Source organism: Denitrobacterium detoxificans (genome assembly GCF_015062615.1).
Classification (GTDB): domain Bacteria; phylum Actinomycetota; class Coriobacteriia; order Coriobacteriales; family Eggerthellaceae; genus Denitrobacterium; species Denitrobacterium detoxificans_A.
In genome coordinates this window covers 136,042-154,007 of the sequence record NZ_SUUH01000001.1, presented here as the reverse complement: position 1 = coordinate 154,007, position 17,966 = coordinate 136,042, and the positions used below count along the sequence as shown (strand labels likewise).

General features: G+C 59.1%; 17 protein-coding genes. 16 read left to right on the top strand and 1 reads right to left on the bottom strand.

Going from position 1 to position 17,966, the window contains the following annotated elements; all coding sequences use genetic code 11:
- Positions 1-169: 169 nt before the first annotated feature.
- From trxA to E7002_RS00690, 9 genes are all read left to right on the top strand, one after another.
- On the top strand, positions 170-478 hold the full coding sequence (trxA, locus tag E7002_RS00730; RefSeq protein ID WP_066661915.1) for a thioredoxin: 309 nt from the start codon (positions 170-172) through the stop codon (positions 476-478).
- Positions 479-498: 20 nt separating this feature from the next.
- On the top strand, positions 499-1,419 hold the full coding sequence (gene trxB / locus E7002_RS00725; protein WP_303727014.1) for a thioredoxin-disulfide reductase: 921 nt from the start codon (positions 499-501) through the stop codon (positions 1,417-1,419).
- A gap of 109 nt (positions 1,420-1,528) precedes the next feature.
- On the top strand, positions 1,529-2,602 hold the full coding sequence (prfA, locus tag E7002_RS00720) for a peptide chain release factor 1 (protein ID WP_066661920.1): 1,074 nt from the start codon (positions 1,529-1,531) through the stop codon (positions 2,600-2,602).
- Positions 2,603-3,553, top strand: coding sequence for a peptide chain release factor N(5)-glutamine methyltransferase (prmC, locus tag E7002_RS00715; protein ID WP_303727013.1), 951 nt, complete (start codon positions 2,603-2,605; stop codon positions 3,551-3,553). It abuts the gene before it with no gap.
- Positions 3,554-3,595: 42 nt separating this feature from the next.
- Entirely contained in the window at positions 3,596-4,447 is an 852-nt protein-coding gene (locus E7002_RS00710; protein ID WP_303727012.1) for a purine-nucleoside phosphorylase, read from the top strand.
- A 26-nt stretch (positions 4,448-4,473) separates the two neighbouring features.
- The gene (gene pyrE / locus E7002_RS00705; RefSeq protein ID WP_303727011.1) at positions 4,474-5,154 is read left to right on the top strand and encodes an orotate phosphoribosyltransferase; all 681 of its coding nucleotides are present in this window, start codon (positions 4,474-4,476) and stop codon (positions 5,152-5,154) included.
- 225 nt (positions 5,155-5,379) lie between these two features.
- On the top strand, positions 5,380-7,197 hold the full coding sequence (ilvB, locus tag E7002_RS00700) for a biosynthetic-type acetolactate synthase large subunit (RefSeq protein ID WP_303727009.1): 1,818 nt from the start codon (positions 5,380-5,382) through the stop codon (positions 7,195-7,197).
- A 1-nt stretch (position 7,198) separates the two neighbouring features.
- A complete protein-coding gene (gene ilvN / locus E7002_RS00695) occupies positions 7,199-7,705 on the top strand; it encodes an acetolactate synthase small subunit (protein ID WP_066661935.1) in 507 nt (168 codons plus the stop codon).
- Between the two features lie 33 nt (positions 7,706-7,738).
- Positions 7,739-9,289 (top strand): 2-isopropylmalate synthase, encoded by a 1,551-nt coding sequence (locus E7002_RS00690; protein ID WP_303727007.1) that lies wholly within the window; start codon positions 7,739-7,741, stop codon positions 9,287-9,289.
- Here the strand turns inward: E7002_RS00690 and E7002_RS00685 are convergent.
- Positions 9,286-9,945 (bottom strand): TetR/AcrR family transcriptional regulator C-terminal domain-containing protein, encoded by a 660-nt coding sequence (locus E7002_RS00685; RefSeq protein ID WP_303727006.1) that lies wholly within the window; start codon positions 9,943-9,945, stop codon positions 9,286-9,288. The genes E7002_RS00690 and E7002_RS00685 overlap by 4 nt on opposite strands.
- Positions 9,946-10,306: 361 nt before the next feature.
- Here E7002_RS00685 and E7002_RS00680 point away from each other — a divergent pair, with 361 nt between their 5' ends.
- The 7 genes from E7002_RS00680 (at position 10,307) to E7002_RS00650 (ending at position 17,966) form a co-directional block, all read left to right on the top strand.
- The gene (locus tag E7002_RS00680; protein ID WP_303727005.1) at positions 10,307-11,461 is read left to right on the top strand and encodes an acyl-CoA dehydrogenase family protein; all 1,155 of its coding nucleotides are present in this window, start codon (positions 10,307-10,309) and stop codon (positions 11,459-11,461) included.
- A 103-nt stretch (positions 11,462-11,564) separates the two neighbouring features.
- Positions 11,565-12,299 carry an electron transfer flavoprotein gene (locus E7002_RS00675; RefSeq protein WP_303727004.1) on the top strand — a complete coding sequence of 245 codons (735 nt, stop codon included), beginning with the start codon at positions 11,565-11,567 and terminating at the stop codon, positions 12,297-12,299.
- Positions 12,300-12,318: 19 nt separating this feature from the next.
- A complete protein-coding gene (locus tag E7002_RS00670; RefSeq protein ID WP_303727003.1) occupies positions 12,319-13,209 on the top strand; it encodes an electron transfer flavoprotein subunit alpha/FixB family protein in 891 nt (296 codons plus the stop codon).
- Positions 13,210-13,361: 152 nt separating this feature from the next.
- Entirely contained in the window at positions 13,362-14,675 is a 1,314-nt protein-coding gene (locus E7002_RS00665) for an FAD-dependent oxidoreductase (protein WP_303727002.1), read from the top strand.
- On the top strand, positions 14,672-14,980 hold the full coding sequence (locus E7002_RS00660; RefSeq protein ID WP_066661953.1) for a 4Fe-4S dicluster domain-containing protein: 309 nt from the start codon (positions 14,672-14,674) through the stop codon (positions 14,978-14,980). The genes E7002_RS00665 and E7002_RS00660 overlap by 4 nt, the downstream gene beginning before the upstream one ends.
- Before the next feature lie 146 nt (positions 14,981-15,126).
- Positions 15,127-16,290, top strand: a complete 1,164-nt coding sequence (locus E7002_RS00655; RefSeq protein ID WP_303727000.1) for an acyl-CoA dehydrogenase family protein — start codon at positions 15,127-15,129, stop codon at positions 16,288-16,290.
- Between the two features lie 308 nt (positions 16,291-16,598).
- Positions 16,599-17,966 (top strand): MFS transporter, encoded by a 1,368-nt coding sequence (locus E7002_RS00650; protein WP_303726999.1) that lies wholly within the window; start codon positions 16,599-16,601, stop codon positions 17,964-17,966.

Sequence of the window (17,966 nt, the reverse complement as noted above, 5' to 3'; positions counted from 1 at the left end):
CATTCGGCGAATAGATGGCAAAACAAAGCTGCAATGGGAAATTGAATTGCGTGCAATTAGATGTGACGAAATGATAACGATGCGGGCTTCCTCCTTCCGCGATGGGGTTTTGGGAGTATAGTGGTCACCAATACATAGAGCGCATTGCGCACAACGAAAAGGAGTAATCATGGCTCAGGTACTTTCTTCGGCAGAATTCGATTCCAAGGTCCTTCAGGCTTCCGAGCCCGTGCTTGTCGACTTCTACGCCGATTGGTGCGGCCCCTGCAAGATGATGTCGCCGACGATTGACGAGGTTGCCAATGAGATGTCTGGCAAGGCGAGCGTCTACAAGGTGAATGTTGACGAGTGCCCCGATATTGCCCAGCGCTATGGCGTCATGAGCATTCCCACCCTCATCGTGTTCCAGGGCGGGGAAATCAAGAACCAGACGCTTGGCGCCCAGCCCAAGGCTTCCGTTCTGGCTCTGTTCGACTAGCACGTAGCGAGGTCGATATCATGGGTGTATACGATATCGCAATTATTGGGCAGGGCCCTGCTGGCCTTACCGCAGGTCTTTACGCTGCGCGTGCGGGCCTTTCCACGGCAATGTTCGAACGCATGATGCCCGGTGGCCAGATGGGCGAAACCGCGCAGGTGGACAATTACCCCGGCTTCTCCGAAGGCGTGAGCGGGTTCGACCTTGCAATGCAGATGAGCGGCCAGGCAACGCGCTTTGGCGCTCAGAGCATCCAGGAAGACGTGCTGTCCGTAGACGTCTCTTCTTCGCCCAAGCAGGTGGTTACCGCGCAGGGCACGTACCAGGCGCGTGCGATCATCTTCGCTCCGGGTGCACGCAGTCGCAAGCTCGACGTCCCTGGTGAGGCCGAGTATGCAGGCAAGGGCGTATCCTATTGCGCCACCTGCGACGGTGGGTTCTTCCGTGGCAAGGATGTCGTGGTCGTTGGCGGCGGCGAAACCGCTGCAAGCGATGCAATCTACCTGGCGCGCTTGTGCAACAAGGTGCATGTCGTCCATCGCCGTGACACTCTGCGCGTGAGCGCTGCGAGCCGCCAGCAGATGGAAGCCGCCGAGAACGTTTCCTTCGAATGGAATTCCGTCATTCGCGAGATCCGCGGGGAAGACGGCAAGGTCTCCCAGGTGGTCATCGCCGATGTCGAAACGGGCGAGGAGCGCGTCATTACCACGAGCGCAGTGTTCGTTGCCGTGGGCAAGGTTCCGAACACCGAGCCTTTCGCCCAGGTGCTGCCCCTGAACGAATCTGGCTACATCGTGGCCGATGAGAACGGGGTCACTGCTCTCGAGGGCGTGTTTGCGGCGGGTGACGTGCGAACCAAGCGGCTTCGTCAGGTGAGCACGGCGGTTTCCGATGGTGCAAATGCTGCGGAGGTCGCTGCAGAGTGGCTTGCATCATGTTAAGATAGCCCAGTTACATTGCGGCTCCGCATACGAGCGGGGCAAACGAAGATATACGAGAACGCGTCGCGCTGGCGGCGCGTTTTCGTGAATACATGTGAAGGGTGCAGTTATGCTCGAAAAGGAAAAGCTCGAGAAGATCATCGAGGCTTACCGCGAAATTCAGGTCAAGATGACCGACCCTGCCGTGCTGGGTAACCAGAAGGAATACAACCGCCTTGCCAAGGAGTACTCCAATCAGACTCCGCTCGCCAAGGCTGCGGAAAAGTACGTGAAGGACCTGGAAGACCTGGCCGAAGCCAAGGAAATGCTCGGCGAGGCCGACATGAAGGAATTCGCCCAGGAGGAAATCGCGCGCATCGACGCCGAGCTGCCCGGCCTGGAAGAGGATATCAAGTTCATGCTCATTCCCGCCGACCCGGCCGACGATAAGGACATCATCGTCGAGATTCGCGCTGGCGCTGGCGGCGACGAGGCTGCCATCTTCGCGGGTGACCTGTACAAGATGTACTCCCACCTGGCCGACGAAAAGGGCTGGAAGATCGAAACGCTCGATGCTTCCGCTTCCGAAGCTGGTGGCTACAAGGAAATCCAGTTCAAGGTGAAGGGCGATCGCGTCTATTCCGAGATGAAGTTCGAATCGGGCGTGCACCGCGTGCAGCGCGTTCCCAAGACGGAAAGCCAGGGTCGCATCCACACCTCCACGGCCACCGTTGCCGTGCTTCCCGAAGCCGACGAGGTGGAAGTTGACATCAAGCAGGAAGACCTGCGCATCGACGTATATCGCGCTGGCGGCCCGGGTGGTCAGTGCGTTAACACCACCGACTCCGCCGTGCGCATCACGCACCTGCCCACGGGCCTGGTCGTTCAGTCCCAGGACCAGAAGTCGCAGCTGCAGAACAAGATTGCCGCCATGGCCGTTCTGCGTGCCCGTCTGTACGACAAGATGCTCGAAGAGCAGCGCGCAGCCGAGGGCGCGGAGCGTCGTGCCCAGATTGGCACGGGCGACCGTTCCGAGAAGATTCGCACGTACAATGGCCCCCAGGACCGCGTGACCGACCATCGCATTGGCTACAACGGCACGTACAACGGCATTCTGCTCAATGCGGGCGGCGCTGGCATCGACGAGCTCATCACGGCTCTGCAGGCTGCCGACCGTGCGCGCAAGCTGGAGCAGGCCGTATAAATGTCCGAAACGTGGACGGTCAAGAGGATCCTCGACTGGATTAGTGGCTACCTTTCCGAACGGGGCGACGAGAATCCGTTGCTCTCCGCTCAATGGCTCGTTGCCGAAGCGCTGGGCGTATCCCGCATTCAGCTCTACGCCGACCTCGACCGTCCGCTTTCCATGGCCGAACGTGACACGTTGCGTGATTACACGCGCAGGCGTGGCGCGGGCGAGCCGCTTCAGTACATTACCGGCACCACCGACTTCCGCTTCATCACGGTGCGTGTGAAGCCAGGCGTGCTCATTCCACGTCCCGAAACGGAAGTGCTGGTGAGCGAAGCCCTTTCCGCATGCAAGCCCCGTATTGCCGCCTTGCGAACCGCTTCTGTCGCACCCGAAGGCGAAGCGGAGGGCGAGGAGGCTTCCACGCCCGCCGAACCGCAGCCGTTTCGCGTTGTGGACCTTTGCACGGGCTCGGGTTGCATTGCGTGCTCCATTGCCAAGGAAGTTCCCCAATCCCAGGTCGTTGCCACCGACATTTCCGATGACGCCATCGAGCTCGCGCGCTTGAATGCCGCCGAGCTGGGGTTGTCCGAACGCGTTGACGTCGTTCAAGGCGACCTGGCGAAGGGCGTTCCCGCGGCATGGAATGGCACGGTCGACCTGGTGATATCGAATCCTCCTTACATTCCCACGGCCGTATTGGGTGAGATGAGCCACGAGGTCATGGACTACGAGCCCTCGCTTGCGCTCGATGGTGGGGAAGACGGGCTCGACTTGTATCGCCGTATCGTTCCCGCTGCTTTGGAGCTGCTTGCTCCGGGTGGTGTGCTGGCGGTCGAGCTGCATGAGACGTGCCTGGACGAGGCGCGTGCCATTGCAGTGGAAGCTGGCTTCGCCGCCTGCCGTATTGCCGTGGACCTTGCGGGTCGTCCACGTGTGCTCGTTGCCTCTGCGCCGCTCGAATAGCGGTATGATTACCGCTGCAGGTTCCGTTCGAAAGAGGAGAACATGAGCAGCGAAAACATTCTTTCCCAGCATCTCGACGAGGCGGCATCCTACATTCAGGGCATCATCGGCCCCCGTTCGTTTAGCTTGGGCCTGGTGCTGGGCAGCGGATTGAATCCGCTTGCCGATTCCATCGAGGACCCCATCATCATTCCCTTTGGCGATGTTCCCCACATGCAGGTAAGCACTGCGGAGGGTCATAAGGGCCAGTTCGTATGCGGCACGCTTTCCGGCAAGAGCGTTCTGGCCATGCAGGGTCGCCTGCATGCATACGAAGGGTATTCCTCCACGCAGGTTGCGTTCCCCATTTGGCTCATGCAGCGCTTGGGCGTGCCCGCGATGTGCACGACGAACGCTGCCGGAGGAATTAACGAGCAGTATCGTCCCGGTGACTTCTGCGTTATGCGCGATCACATCAATCTCACGGGGCGCAATCCCATTGCCAATCCCGATGCGGCTGCGCTTGCCGAGCGCTTCTTCAGCATGACCGATTGCTACGACCCGGCCTTGCGGGCCACGGCATTGCGCGTGGCCGAGGAACGCGGCATTCGCGTTCACGAGGGCGTGTACCTGGGCTTGCTGGGTCCGAGCTTCGAAACCCCTGCCGAGATCAGGGCCTTTCGCGTGTTGGGCGCCGATACGGTTGCCATGAGCGTCATCGAGGAGGTCATTGCCGCTCGTCATGTGGGTATGCGTGTTCTGGGCATTTCGCTCGTATCGAACATGGCCGCGGGCATTGGGGCGGTCGATGGCGCAGGAGGCGCGTCCCCTTCGGGAGAAGAGGTCATGGTTTTGGCGAAAACGCGCGAAAAGCAGTTCGAGCTGCTTATCCGTGGTATCGTTGAGACGCTTTAGATTACGTTCGCGGAAAGGTTGCGTGCATGGAAGAGTACAAGCGCGAGTTCATCGAGTTCATGGTTGAATCCGAGGTGCTCAAGTTCGGCGAGTTTACCCTGAAGAGTGGCCGCAAGTCCCCGTTCTTCATGAACGCGGGTGCCTATGTCACCGGTGACCAGCTCCATCGCCTGGGCTGCTATTACGCTCGCGCCATTCACGATAACTTCGGCGACGATTTCGACATTGTCTTTGGCCCTGCGTACAAGGGCATTCCGCTGTCGGTGGTCACCGCCATGGCCTATCACGAGCTCTACGGCAAGGAAGTGCGCTATTGCTCGAACCGCAAGGAGAAGAAGGATCACGGCGAGGGTGGCAGCCTGCTGGGCGCCGAGCTCTACGATGGCGCGCGCGTGGTAATGGTGGAAGACGTGACCACGTCGGGCAAATCCATCGATGAAACCTATCCGCTGATCTCGTCCATTGCCAATATCGAGGTGAAGGGCCTCATGGTTTCCCTGAACCGCATGGAAGTGGGCAAGGGTGGCGTGAAGGCCGCCATCGACGAGGTCTCCGACAAGTACGGTTTCCCCACTGCCTGCATCGTCGACATGGCCGAGGTCACGGAATACCTGTACAACCGCGAATGCCAGGGCCGCGTGGTCATCGATGACGCCATGAAGGCCAGCATCGATGCGTACTACGAGCAGTATGGCGCGAAGGCGTAGCGCCAGTTCTTTTGTCGCATTGTCAGGGGGTGTCGAATTTCGGCACCCCCTTTTGCATGCCCTGGGTTGTTGGGGCGCCTTCCGTTTGCCCGTTCGGCGCTTGCCCCAAGGTACTTTATTATGCGATAGTGAATTGTGCTCCACATTGGTTGCTTCTTGCTGCTGATGTGGCACGATAGATATACTCGCGTAAAGGGAAGCGCAGCTAAAGGAGGCGTCGTTACCATGCCTGATTCCACGAAGGAACAGCGACGGGGGTATCCACGCTACGGGAGTCATACCGCATACGAGGGGCGCGTCATGAATGGCGCCCAGGCCCTCATCGCCTCGCTCGAAGCTGAAGGCGTGGAAGTGGTGTTCGGCTATCCGGGCGCTCAGGCCATCAAGATCTACGATGCCCTTTACGATAGCTCCAACATTCGTCATGTTCTGGCTCGTCACGAGCAGGGTGCAACGCATGCGGCCGACGGCTACGCGCGCGCCACGGGCAATCCCGGCGTCGTGCTGGTTACCAGCGGGCCGGGGGCAACGAATACCGTTACGGGCATTGCGACTGCCTATATGGATAGCATTCCCCTGGTCGTGATTACCGCCCAGGTTCCCACGCGCAGCATTGGCACCGATGCGTTTCAGGAAAGCGACATCTTCGGCATTACCATGCCCATCGTGAAGCATAGCTACTTGGTGAAGGATCCGTCCGACCTTGCCGTTACCATGCGCGATGCGTTCCATATTGCCACGACGGGTCGCCCGGGGCCGGTGCTCATCGACGTTCCCAGCGACATTCTGGCCGCTCAGGTGGTCTTCCATTACCCCGATGAGAGCTCGCTGCCCGGGTATCGTCCCACGTTGAAGCCGAATGGCCGCCAGGTGCGTGCCGCGGTTGATGCGCTCTGCGGCGCCTGCAAGCCCGTCATCTATGCAGGTGGCGGCATTGTGGCTTCGGGGGCTTCCGAAGAGCTTGCCGCGCTAGCCGAGAGGCTTGGCGCTCCCGTGGTTACCACGCTCGTGGGCCTCGATGCGCTTCCGAGTGGCCATCCCCTTAACCTGGGGCTCGTGGGCATGCACGGTTCGCGCTTCGCGAACCTGGCGGTTAGCGAATGCGATGCGCTGGTTGCCGTGGGTGCGCGGTTCAGCGATCGCGTTACGGGGAAGGCCAGCTCCTTTGCTCCCCATGCGCGTGTCATTCACATCGATGTCGACCCTGCGGAAATCGGCAAGAACCGTCATGCCGATGTTCCCATCGTGGGCGATGCGCGTGTCGCGCTTTGCGCGCTGCATGCGGAAATCGATAAACGCAATTTTGAGCGTTCGACCGATGAGTGGCTCGAACGCGTTGACGCATGGCGTTCCCAGTATCCGCTCAACGGGAAAGACCCCGCTTGCAGCGATGGATCCATTCGTCCCGAATGGCTTATGCGCAAGCTCAACGAGACCATTCGCGACATTCCGAACATCGTGGTTACCGACGTGGGCCAGCATCAGATGTGGGCTGCGCAGTACCTTGAGCGCACGAGCCCCCGCACGTTCGTGACCAGCGGCGGAGCGGGAACCATGGGCTACGGCCTGCCGGCTGCCATAGGCGCGCAGGTTGGCCGCCCGTCCCATGCGGTTGTGCTCGTAACGGGCGATGGGTCGTTCCAGATGTGCATCGAGGAAATGGCCGTCGCCAGTATCCATGGCCTCCCCGTGAAGGTCATCATGCTCAACAATGGCTCGCTGGGCATGGTGCGCCAGTGGCAGCATTTGTTCTACGGCAATCGTTTCAGCCAGACCGACCTGGAACCCGTGCCCAACTTTAGCGCACTTGCCAGCGCGTATGGATGGCAAGGGGAGCGCATCGACCAAGCAGACCAGGTGGATGACGCGTTGGCGCGCTTGTTCCGGCATGAGGGCCCTGCGCTTCTGGAGGTTGCCATCTCTCCCGATGAGATGGTCTTTCCCATGGTTGCGCCTGGCAATTCCATTCACGATGAGATAGGTGCCGTGCCCGTGGGCGACATCTCCAAGGCGGTCACCGCCGATTCTGCGGAAGGGGAGTAGCATGACGACGTTCCAGAAGACGAATCGCCACATCATTTCCGTGCTCGTGGAGAACAAGGCGGGCGTCCTCTCGCGCGTGACGGGGCTCATTTCCCGTCGCGGCTTCAATATTGCCTCTTTGGCCGTTGGCCCCACGGAAGACCCCAACGTTTCACGCATGACCATTGTCGTCGATGCCGAGGACGAGGCGTTCGAGCAGATTACGAAGCAGCTCAACAAGCTCGTGAGCGTGTTGAAGATCACGAGGCAGTCTTCGGGCGTCGATATTGTGCGCGAGCTCATGCTCGTGAAGGTTGCCGTTTCCCCCGAAGATCGAAGCCAGGTCATCGAGGTTGCCGACATTTTCCGCGCGAAGATCATCGACGTGGGCGTTGATTCGGTTACCATCGAGGCAACGGGCGACGAGAACAAGCTTGGAGGCTTGGAAAGCCTGCTGCGCCCGTATGGCATTCGCGAAATCATTCGCACGGGAAAGATCGCCATGCCCCGCTCGGGCCGGGAGGCATAGGCGCGTAGACGCAAACGTATGGAGGCGACGGGATTGTCTCGCAAGATAGCCATTTTCGATACTACGCTTCGTGACGGGGAGCAGTCTCCGGGTTGTTCCATGAATACCGAAGAGAAGCTCGTCATCGCGCGTCAGCTGCTTCGGTTGCACGTCGATGCCATCGAGGCGGGCTTCCCCGTGTCATCGCCGGGCGATTTCGAGAGCGTGCGTCGCATTGCCGAGCTCGTGGGCGATTCCGCTTCGGTCGTGGCCCTCTCTCGCGCGGTCGATGGCGATATCGACGCTGCGGCAGAGGCGCTGCGGGGTGCGCAGAGGCCACGCATTCATACGGGCCTGGGCGTTTCGCCCAGCCATATGCGCGACAAGCTGCGCATCTCTCCCGATGAATGCGTCGAGCGTGCCGCCCATTGCGTTCGCTATGCGCGAAACCTGTGCGATGACGTGCAGTTTTATGCGGAAGATGCCGGTCGGAGCGATTATGCGTTCCTGGCGCGCGTCGTGCAGGCGGCAATCGATGCGGGTGCCACGGTGGTGAACATCCCCGATACCACGGGCTTTTCGCTGCCCGAGGAATTCGGCGCGCGCATTGCGTACCTTATGGAGCATGTTGATGGCATCGATGACGTCACGCTCTCCGTGCATTGCCATAACGACTTGGGCCTGGCCACCGCCTTGTCGCTTGCGGGCGTAGCCGCGGGCGCTACGCAGGTGGAATGCACCATCAATGGCCTGGGGGAACGCGCGGGCAACACCGCCATGGAAGAAGTCGTGATGGGCATTCGCGTGCATGGCGATGCCTTGGGCGTGCATACCGATGTCGATGCCCGTGGTTTTGCCATGGCATCGCGTCTCGTCTCCAGCGTTACCGGCATGGTGGTGCAGCCGAACAAGGCCATCGTGGGGTCCAACGCATTCGCGCATAGCTCGGGCATTCACCAAGATGGCGTGCTCAAGGACCGCTCTACGTACGAGATCATCGATCCGAGCGAGGTGGGCGCGGGGGCCAGTCGCATCGTACTCACGGCGCGCAGCGGCCATTCCGCCTTGAAGCAGCGCCTTTCCGATTTGGGCTACGCGTTCGATGACGAAACGATGTCCGTGCTCTATCGCCGCTTCCTGGAAATCGCCGACCACAAGAAGGAAGTCTACGACGAGGACCTGGAAAGCCTGGTAAACGAGAACGCCCGCGAGGTCGAGAACGTCTTCACGCTCAAGTCCCTTCAGGTGAGCTGCGGCTTTCCGCTTACGCCTACGGCTACGCTCACGCTTTGCGACGAGAAGGGCGAGCTCCATACGGTGTGTGAGTACGGTTCTGGCCCCATCAATGCATCGTACAAGGCGGTCGACGCCATCGTGGGCACCCATTCAGACCTAACCGACTTCTCGGTTACGTCCATTTCGCGCGGCATTGACGCTTTGGGCGAGGTTACGGTGCGTGTGAAAGACGACGATGGCCGCATCTTCATTGGTCGCGGCAGCGACTACGACATCATCACGTCATCCGCGAAAGCCTATCTGAACGCCATGAACCGCATGATCACATTCAGGCGCGCCCATGCGGAATCGAATGAGCAGGTGCTCTAGAGCATGCGTTCGCGCTGCTGCGCGTTGATTTCGCTGGCGATGGAGCTGTGGATGATGTTGGAGAACGGCCCCATGTCCGACAGCGCCCGTTCGTCATCCGCAAGCTTCCCGCAGATGCGCCGCTTGAAGTAGGTAATGAAGGCGCCCGTGTAGAATTCGGCTAGGAACTGCTGATTTGCCTCGTTGAGGAATCGATTGCTCAGAATGAACTCGATGTCGTTTCGCAACGCCGGCACGTAGAGCTGGAAGAGGTATTCGGAGAGGCTGTCGATGCTCGTTTCGGAAAGAACCTCGGCGTAGTACTTCTTCTTCGAGCGGAAGCATGCGTCAAGCGCTTCGAAGAAGGCGTCGGCGTTGATCGAGCGCACGCCTTCCTTGATGAACGTGTAATAGGGTAGACGCGCCAGGTCGCCTGCGTCGTTTCTGGGGTATACCAGTTCGTCTTCGCTCACGCGCTTCTTCAGCTCTTCAGCCATGCCGTAGCGAAAGATCCACTGGATGAGCTTGCTACGGTCGCTGAAGTGATAGTAGAACGTCTTCCTGTTGCGCTGAGAGCGTTCCACGATATTCGATACGGACACCTTTTGAAGCCCCTCTTGCTCAACGAGCTCTATGAACGATTGCGCAATGAGAAGCTTTGTATCGATGGAACCCATGCATCTCTCCAAGAGTTTTACCCAAAAAGTAATATCTGTGGTGCGTAGTATAGGGTTTCCCACAGTTTTATGGAACTGTGTAAGCGCAATTCTTTTCTCGGATAGACGCATTGAAATATATATTCGTATTTACTAATAAAAATATCTATTCAATAGCCTAAATCTATAGATACCGCCCCTTGGTATTCAAAGTTCCCTGCATGCGCATAGTGGCTCGCCATCTACCTGCGGTTTTGCAATTCGGATGGACAAAGACGCAAAAATGTCCATCCAGAATCGCCCAATCGAGGGTATTCTTTGGATTGTGGGTATGGGACAAGAAGAGGAAGCCTGTCCACCCTTTGACCGAGGAGGAAGAAACATGGATTTCAGCCTGACCGACGAACAAGAATTGCTGCTCGAGAGCGTTGACGAGTTCTGCGAGCGCTATTTCACGGACGAGGTTATCGCCGAAATGTACGAAACCGGGACGATGCCCGACGAAATCGCCGAGGCATATCGCGATGCCGGCTTTGGCCTTATGGGCATCCCCGAAGAGTTCGGCGGCATTGATGCTGATCGCGTTACCATCGGCCTCATGATCGAGCGCCTGTATCAGAAGAGCGGCTGCATGCACATTCTGTATCAGAACTCTCTCTCGATGTTCGACATCATGGAGTTCGGCACCGACGAGCAGAAGCAGCAGGCCATGGATCACTACATGGAGACCGGCTGGCCCATCTCCTCGCTGTCCATTTCCGAGCCGGGCGCTGGTTCCGACAACCAGTCGATGACTGCCGTTACGGTGAAGCAGCCCGACGGCACCTACAAGCTGAACGGCCAGAAGACTTGGGTTACCATGGGCGCCGTTCTTCCCTACACGATCGTGGTCGCCAAGGACGAGGATCCCAGCCACGACAACCGCAACATGAGCCTCTGGCTCATCAAGATGGACACCCCGGGTGTTTCCACCGCTCCGCTGCACAAGATTGGCCAGCAGTGCATTCCGTTCTGCGAAGTGTACTTCGATGACGTCGTGCTCACCGAAGACCAGCGCATGGGCGAGCCTGGCAAGGGCTTCATGATGCTCATGAAGAACTTCGAGGTCGAGCGTGCCTACATCGTTGCCGAGCAGGTTGGTATTGCCCAGGCTGCCCTGGAAGACGCCGCTCAGTACGCCAACCAGCGCATCGCCTTCGGCAAGCCGATCTTCAAGCAGGAGGCCATCGGCGAGCTGCTTACCGACATGGAGATCAAGGTCCAGACCACGCGTCAGCTGCTCTACAAGGTGCTGTGGATGATGGACAACGGTCAGCCCGTGCAGCTGGAGAGCGCAATGCTCAAGCGCTATGGCTGCAAGGAATGCTTCAACGTGTGCGACATGGCTCTGCAGATCTACGCTGGCCTTGGCTACACCACCGAGGTACGCGTTGGCCGTCTGTGGGCCGACTCCCGCGGCAACATGTTTGGCGGCGGTACGCACGAGATCATGGCGTACATCTGCGGTCGTCAGGTTGCCAAGAAGTACGCTCTGTAGTTTCAGGCATGGTCGCGTCGCCCGCCCCTCGCGACGGGCGACGCTCTCGCGGGTCTAGCCCGCATATGCAAGACATTCCCAAGAGGATCAGAAAGGAACATCCATGAACATTCTCGTGGCATGCAAGATCGTCCCCGACGATCAGGACGTTAAGGTTGCCGGCGATGGTTCGCTCGATTTCTCGCGCGCCCATCAGGTAGTCTCCACCTACGACCTGAACGCCATCGAAGCCGCTTCTATGCTTTCTGGCGACGGCTCCGTGAAGGCCATCAGCGTTGGCTCCAAGAAGGCCGACGACTCCAAGACCAAGAAGAACATCCTTGCTCGCGGCGTTGACGAGCTGTTCCTCACGGCCGACGACGCTACCGCCAACCTGGATGCGTTCGGCGCTGCTGCCGAGCTGGCCAAGCTGGTTGCCCAGGCTGGCGACTACGACGCCATCCTGGTGGGCGACGGTTCTGCCGACCTGTACGCGAAGCAGACGGGCGTTCAGCTGGCTGCGGCCCTGGGCCTGCCCTATGTCTCCGGCGTTGTTTCCGCCGAGGCTGGCGACGGCAAGATCGCTGCCAAGCGCCTGCTGGAAACCGAGATCGAATCCGTCGAGGTTCCCACGCCCTGCGTGATCGCCATCGCCCCCGACTTCGCCGAGCCCCGCATCGCGGGCATGAAGGACATCCTGGCTGCCGGCAAGAAGCCCATGAACGTTGCCGCTGCCGAGGGTGCTGCCGCTGCAGCCACCGAGGAAGTTGCCGTGAAGGCTCCTGCCCAGGTCGACCGCAAGTGCCAGATCTTCGATGATGTGAACGAATTCGCAGCTGCCGTCAAGGCCGCTCTGTAGGGAAGGGCAGGAATCTAGAATGGCTAAGGCTTTTGTTATTGCTGAAACCGAAAACGGCGCGCGTGAGCTCTGCGCTGGCGCCCGTTCCATTGCCGATGGCGTTGTGCTGTGCATCGCGGGCGCTCCCGCGGTAACCGGCGTTGCCGATAGCTGCGTGCACATCGACGTGCCCGCTGGCAACGTTGTCGACGATGCCTATGCATCCGTTATCAAGGCGTTCGACGCTTCTGGCGCCGACGTTGTCCTGGCCGAGCAGACGCTCCATGCGCTCAGCCTGGTGGGTCGCCTGGCTGCTGCCAAGGGCGCTGCCGCCATCGCTGGCGTAACCGAGCTCGACGGCGACGTGGCCAGCTCCATGTACTTCGGCGGCACGGGCGTGCGCACCGCAAAGCCCGCCACCGACGTGAAGATCTACACGGTCGTTGCCGGCACGTTCGATGCCGCTGCCGCAACGGGCACCGACGCCGTGGAAGAGGTTGCCTTCGAGGCCCCCGCCGCCGCTGTCGTGAAGACGGGTTCCGAGGCTCTGCCTCCCGCGTCCGTCGACCTGGCTGGCGCCGACGCCGTCGTTGCCTGCGGCCGTGGCTTCCAGGCCGAGGAAGACCTGCAGTTTGCCCGCGATCTGGCTGCCAAGATTGGCGCCGAAGTTGGCTGCAGCCGTCCGCTCTCCGAAGGTGTCACCTGGTTCCCCCGCGAGGCTTACGTGGGCGTTTCCGGCCAGATGATCTCCCCGAAGATCTACTTTGCCATCGGCGTTTCCGGTCAGATGCAGCACATGGTTGGCTGCGCTGGCGCTGGCACCGTCGTTGCCATCAACAAGGACAAGAACGCTCCCGTGTTCAAGCAGTGCGACTACGGCTTCGTAGGCGACCTGAAGACGGTTCTGCCCGAGCTCACCGCAGCTCTGTAGGCATAGCGTTTAGCGGGAGGGGCCGCGAGTCCCTCCCAATTTCGAGGGGCAGGCGCCCTGCTCGCGGTAGTAGGGCGGGGCGCCAACAAGTTTCGCCGGTTCAATTCAGCCCGAATTGATGCGGTGATTTCAGTGATAGAAGGAGGAACCGCATGGAAGAAAGGGACTTCGACGTCATCGTCGTTGGGTCCGGCTGCGCAGGCGCCATTGCGGCGTACGTGGCGGCCAAGAAGGGCAAGAGCGTCCTGGTCGTCGAGCGTGGCGAATATGCTGGCGCGAAGAACATGACGGGTGGTCGCATCTACGCCCATTCCCTGAAGGCTGTTTTCGACAAGTACGGCGAAGGCGAAATCGAATGGGATGATATTCCCTTCGAGCGCAAGGTTACGCACGAGCGCATCGCCATGATGGATGCCACGAGCAACATGACCATCGACTTTACGAGCGAGCAGCTGGGCGAGATGGGCAAGGACAGCTACACCGTGCTGCGTGGGCCCTTCGACCAGTGGCTTGCCGAGCAGGCCGAAAATGCCGGCTGCGAGTACATCTGCGGCATCGCCGTGGAAGAGCTGCTGAAGGACGAGTCGGGTGCCGTCATTGGCATCAAGGCTGGTGAGGACGAGATCACCGCTCATGTGGTCATCATCGCCGAGGGCGTGAACAGCCTGCTGGCCGAGCGTTGCCTGGGTGCTCCGCGCCCCAAGCGCAACGAGATGGCCGTGGGCATCAAGGAAGTGTTCGAGCTTTCTCCCGAGCAGATTGAGGATCGTTTCCTGTGCCCTGAGGGCGAGGGTGCGGCCATGCTGTTCGTGGGCGATGCCACCCATGGTGAGGTTGGCGGCGGTTTCCTCTATACCAACAAGGACTCCATCAGCCTGGGCCTGGTGGCCACCATCGAAAACATGTCGAAGGCGAACACCACCATCTACCAGTGCCTCGATGACTTCAAGAAGCATCCTGCGGTTGCCCCGATCATTCGCGGTGCCGAAATGGTCGAGCATTCCGGCCATATGGTATCCGAGGGTGGCTACAACATGATTCCGAAGTACACCTACGATGGTGCGCTCATTGCCGGCGACGCCGCTATGCTCTGCATGAACCTTGGCTACATGGTTCGCGGCATGGACCTGGCGGTGGCCAGCGGCCAGTTCGCGGCTGAGGCTGCGTGCGATGCCATCGACGCGGAAGACGTGTCCGAAGCCGGTCTCGCCTCCTACAAGCAGAAGATGGACAACTCCTTCGTCATCAAGGATCTTGCCACCTTCTCGAAGTGGCCCTCCACGATGGAGCACTGGGATCGCATGTTCACCGACTACCCGAAGATGGTTTCCGAAATCTTCAACGCCATGTTCGTGGTCGACGGCGAGCCTGCTCTCCCGTTGAAGAAGCGCATGATGCCCATTGTCAAGCAGCGCGGCCTGTTCAAGCTGGCCAGCGAAGTGAGGGGAGCTCTGAAGGCACTGTGAGCGAGCTGAAGATTACCGTAAACGTCGACGAGCTCATCGGCGTTAACAAGTACAACGTGGACGAGGAAAACGCCCACATCGAGCTGAACAAGGAAAACCTCGACGAGGTTGACGACGCGGAGTTCCAGAAGCTGGTTCGCGTATGCCCGGCAGCCCTGTACAAGGTTGACGAGGATGGCCACAAGAGCTTCGACTACGCCGGCTGCCTGGAATGCGGCACCTGCCGTATCTGCTGCGAGGAAACGATCGTTTCCAAGTGGGATATGCCGCAGCCTGAAATGGGAGTGGTCTATCGTTGCGGCTAAACGGCAGGTAGCTTGACGCTATCGCTGTAGTGTGGCAACGTACGGCATGGAAGCCTGTGCGCAATCATCTGGGGCTATGTTATGCAGGATGGTGCGCTGGGCTTCCATGTCGTTTTGTTTGTTAGTTGGTTGGGGAGGGGTATGCCGTGGATTTCAATCTCAGCACCGAGGAACTCGCGCTCAAGGATGATTTTCGCGCGTATGCCGAACGCTATTTTTCCCGTGCGAACGTACGTCAGTGGCAACGCGACGGTGGGTTGCCCGACGATGTTTGCAAAGCGTTCATCAATGAGTATCTTGGCCATGCGAGCCTACTTGGTGACGCCTCGGGTGGCGGATCTCTTCTTGCCCAGGTTATAGCTACTGAAGAGGTTTCTCGTGTGGCGGGCGCGTCGCTCCCGTTTTCCAGCGACATCATGAACCTGCGTATCATGAACAAGTTTGCGGGTTCTTCGAAGAGCATGCACCACATGCTCGAAACCTATCGCGAGACGGGCCGTCTTGCGTTTGCGCTCGCGGTTTCGGAGCCGAGCGCGGGTAGCGATACTATGGCCATGCGGACCACTGTTTCCGCGCAGGGCGAATCCTACGTTCTGAAGGGCTCGAAGACGTTCGTCGCCAATGGCGAGTTCGCGCCCTTTGTCATGGTTGCCGCCGTAGAGCCCGATGTTGCTTCCGATGGGTATCCCACGCTGTCGTTTTGGATGGTTCCCCGCAATAGCGAGGGCCTGAATGCCTATCCCATTGGCAAGATTGGCCAGAAGATCGTGCCCTTTGCCGACATCGTGTTCGACGATGTGCGCCTGGAGCCATCCTTCCGTCTGCAAGGGGAGGGCAAGGCTGGTTTCCCCCAGCTGTTCCATTTGCTGGAAATCGGCCGCGTTATGGTATGCGCGCAGTCTTTAGGCATGGCCCAGGCTGCCATGGAGGATGCCGTTTCCTATGCCCGTAATCGCATGGCGTTCGGCAAGAACATCGCATCGTTCCAGCAAATCGAGCAGATGCTCGTAGACATGGAAGTAAAGATCGTCAATATGCGTTCGCTCGTGTATCGTGCCGCGTGGGCGTTTGATCACGATTCCAGCGATAAGCGACTGCTCGTGGCCATGGCGAAGCGCTATGTTCCCCGTGCCGCTACTGAGGTGGCTAGCGATGCGCTTCAGGTTTTGGGCGGACGCGGCTATACCGAAAACGAGCGGGTGGGTAGCATCTGGCAGGACTGCCGCGGCAATCAGATCGCAGAGGGTACCGATCAGATCATGATTCATATTGCCGGACCTCTACTCATGGAATCGTACGACGCTTCCTAGGCGCATCTTCCGCTTGCAAGCGCTCTCCCTGGGGTCTTTGTCGCATTTTCTTCCGAGATATGGTACATAGCGCTCTCTTTTGCTCAGGCAAGGGATGTATTCAATTAATTGTTGGATTGCTATAGAAAAATACAATCAATATTGCCCGTAACCCATTTGTCAATTAATTGGATTTTGAATACTTCGTGAAATACCATTTGAGGTGGTTTGGTATTCGATGCAGTTTGAGGAATGCGTCTCCAAGAATCGCAGCGAATGCTATAACTGGCGCAAACAGCATGAGGGAACTATCGATTAGGAGGAATGCAGTGAGCGAAAAGGTTATTCAGCCGGCTAAGAAATACCTCTTCGCCATCGTCACGGTATACATGTGCTACCTGACGCATGGCGTTCAGGCTATTATCTTCAGCCAGAACCAAGTTGACTTCTATACTCAGTGGGGCTTCATCAATGACCCCACCGCCGGCGCGGCTGCGGTTTCAACGGCTATCGTTTGGACCGGCGTCGGCAAATTCGTCTCCGTGTGGATTGGCGGCGAGATCTCCGACCGTATCGGTCGTAAGATTCCGGCCATCCTGGGTGGCGTGCTGTACATCATCTCTTTCGTGATCATGCTGATCACCGACAACGCCACCGTGGCTGCTGTCGCTGGCTTCCTGTCTGGCCTGGCTACGTCTGGTTTCTGGGATGGTGCTCTGTATCCCGCTATCGCCGAGGCGAATCCGCGTCAGGCTGGCGCAAGCACGATTGGCATCAAGGCCGTCATCAGCGTGACGGGTATCATCTACCCGATCTTCGCGGCTGCCAACGCCAATCACGTGCTCGACAAGGCCACCAAGACCGTTGTCGCTGGCCCTGGCACGGGCGACTGGCACATTAACGTGTGGGTCGCAATCGTCCTGTCCGTTATTGCCACCATCTTCGCTATCATCACGCCCTTCGTCTATGACGACGAGCGCAAGCAGAAGGTTGACAATGCCGACGACAAGAGTGCTGCCAAGAACGCTGCTGAAGCGGAAATCCAGGCTGCACGCGACGCAATGCTGAAGAAGCCCAATGGCCTGACCCAGTTCGTCACGCTGTTCTATGGCTTCGTCATCATGTTCATCATGTATGGTGCTCAGCAGTACTCCAAGCAGTTCGGTACCGCCTACCTGGGCATGACCGCAACTGACAGTGCTACGCTGACCTCCATCTACACCTTCGGCTCCATCATCGCCGTGCTCTTCTGGGCATTCATGATGGGCAAGCTCCGTTGGAATCCCGTTAAGGTCATCATGATCGACTCCATCATCGCCATCGCTGGCCTTGCCGCCGTCCTTCTGGCTCTGCCTCTGGGCATTGGCGTTGCCGGTGTCTACATCGGCCTGGCCCTCGTTGGCTTCGGTGCTGCTGGTGGCATGCTGCAGACTGGCGTTACTCAGCGTCAGCTCATCTGCCCCGGTCCTCGCGGTCGTAACGTTGGTATGTACTACACGTTCATGGGTGCTGCTTCGGTGTTCCTGCCGTTCATCGTAGGCGCCATGACCACCGCCGTGGGTGAATCCAGCGCTGTCTGGATCATGATGATCCTGCTGCTGGCCTTCGCCATCCTCGCGCTGCTGATGGCTCTGTACCTGGTTAGTCAGTACAAGGGCATGTTTGGCTACAGCGCTCTGGAAAAGATGCGCGACTAG

Coding starts and splice junctions, on each gene's coding strand:
- trxA (WP_066661915.1), top strand. CDS start 170: ATGGCTCAGGTACTTTCTTCGGCAGAATTCGATTCCAAGGTCCTTCAG.
- trxB (WP_303727014.1), top strand. CDS start 499: ATGGGTGTATACGATATCGCAATTATTGGGCAGGGCCCTGCTGGCCTT.
- prfA (WP_066661920.1), top strand. CDS start 1,529: ATGCTCGAAAAGGAAAAGCTCGAGAAGATCATCGAGGCTTACCGCGAA.
- prmC (WP_303727013.1), top strand. CDS start 2,603: ATGTCCGAAACGTGGACGGTCAAGAGGATCCTCGACTGGATTAGTGGC.
- E7002_RS00710 (WP_303727012.1), top strand. CDS start 3,596: ATGAGCAGCGAAAACATTCTTTCCCAGCATCTCGACGAGGCGGCATCC.
- pyrE (WP_303727011.1), top strand. CDS start 4,474: ATGGAAGAGTACAAGCGCGAGTTCATCGAGTTCATGGTTGAATCCGAG.
- ilvB (WP_303727009.1), top strand. CDS start 5,380: ATGCCTGATTCCACGAAGGAACAGCGACGGGGGTATCCACGCTACGGG.
- ilvN (WP_066661935.1), top strand. CDS start 7,199: ATGACGACGTTCCAGAAGACGAATCGCCACATCATTTCCGTGCTCGTG.
- E7002_RS00685 (WP_303727006.1), bottom strand. CDS start 9,945: ATGGGTTCCATCGATACAAAGCTTCTCATTGCGCAATCGTTCATAGAG.
- E7002_RS00680 (WP_303727005.1), top strand. CDS start 10,307: ATGGATTTCAGCCTGACCGACGAACAAGAATTGCTGCTCGAGAGCGTT.
- E7002_RS00675 (WP_303727004.1), top strand. CDS start 11,565: ATGAACATTCTCGTGGCATGCAAGATCGTCCCCGACGATCAGGACGTT.
- E7002_RS00670 (WP_303727003.1), top strand. CDS start 12,319: ATGGCTAAGGCTTTTGTTATTGCTGAAACCGAAAACGGCGCGCGTGAG.
- E7002_RS00665 (WP_303727002.1), top strand. CDS start 13,362: ATGGAAGAAAGGGACTTCGACGTCATCGTCGTTGGGTCCGGCTGCGCA.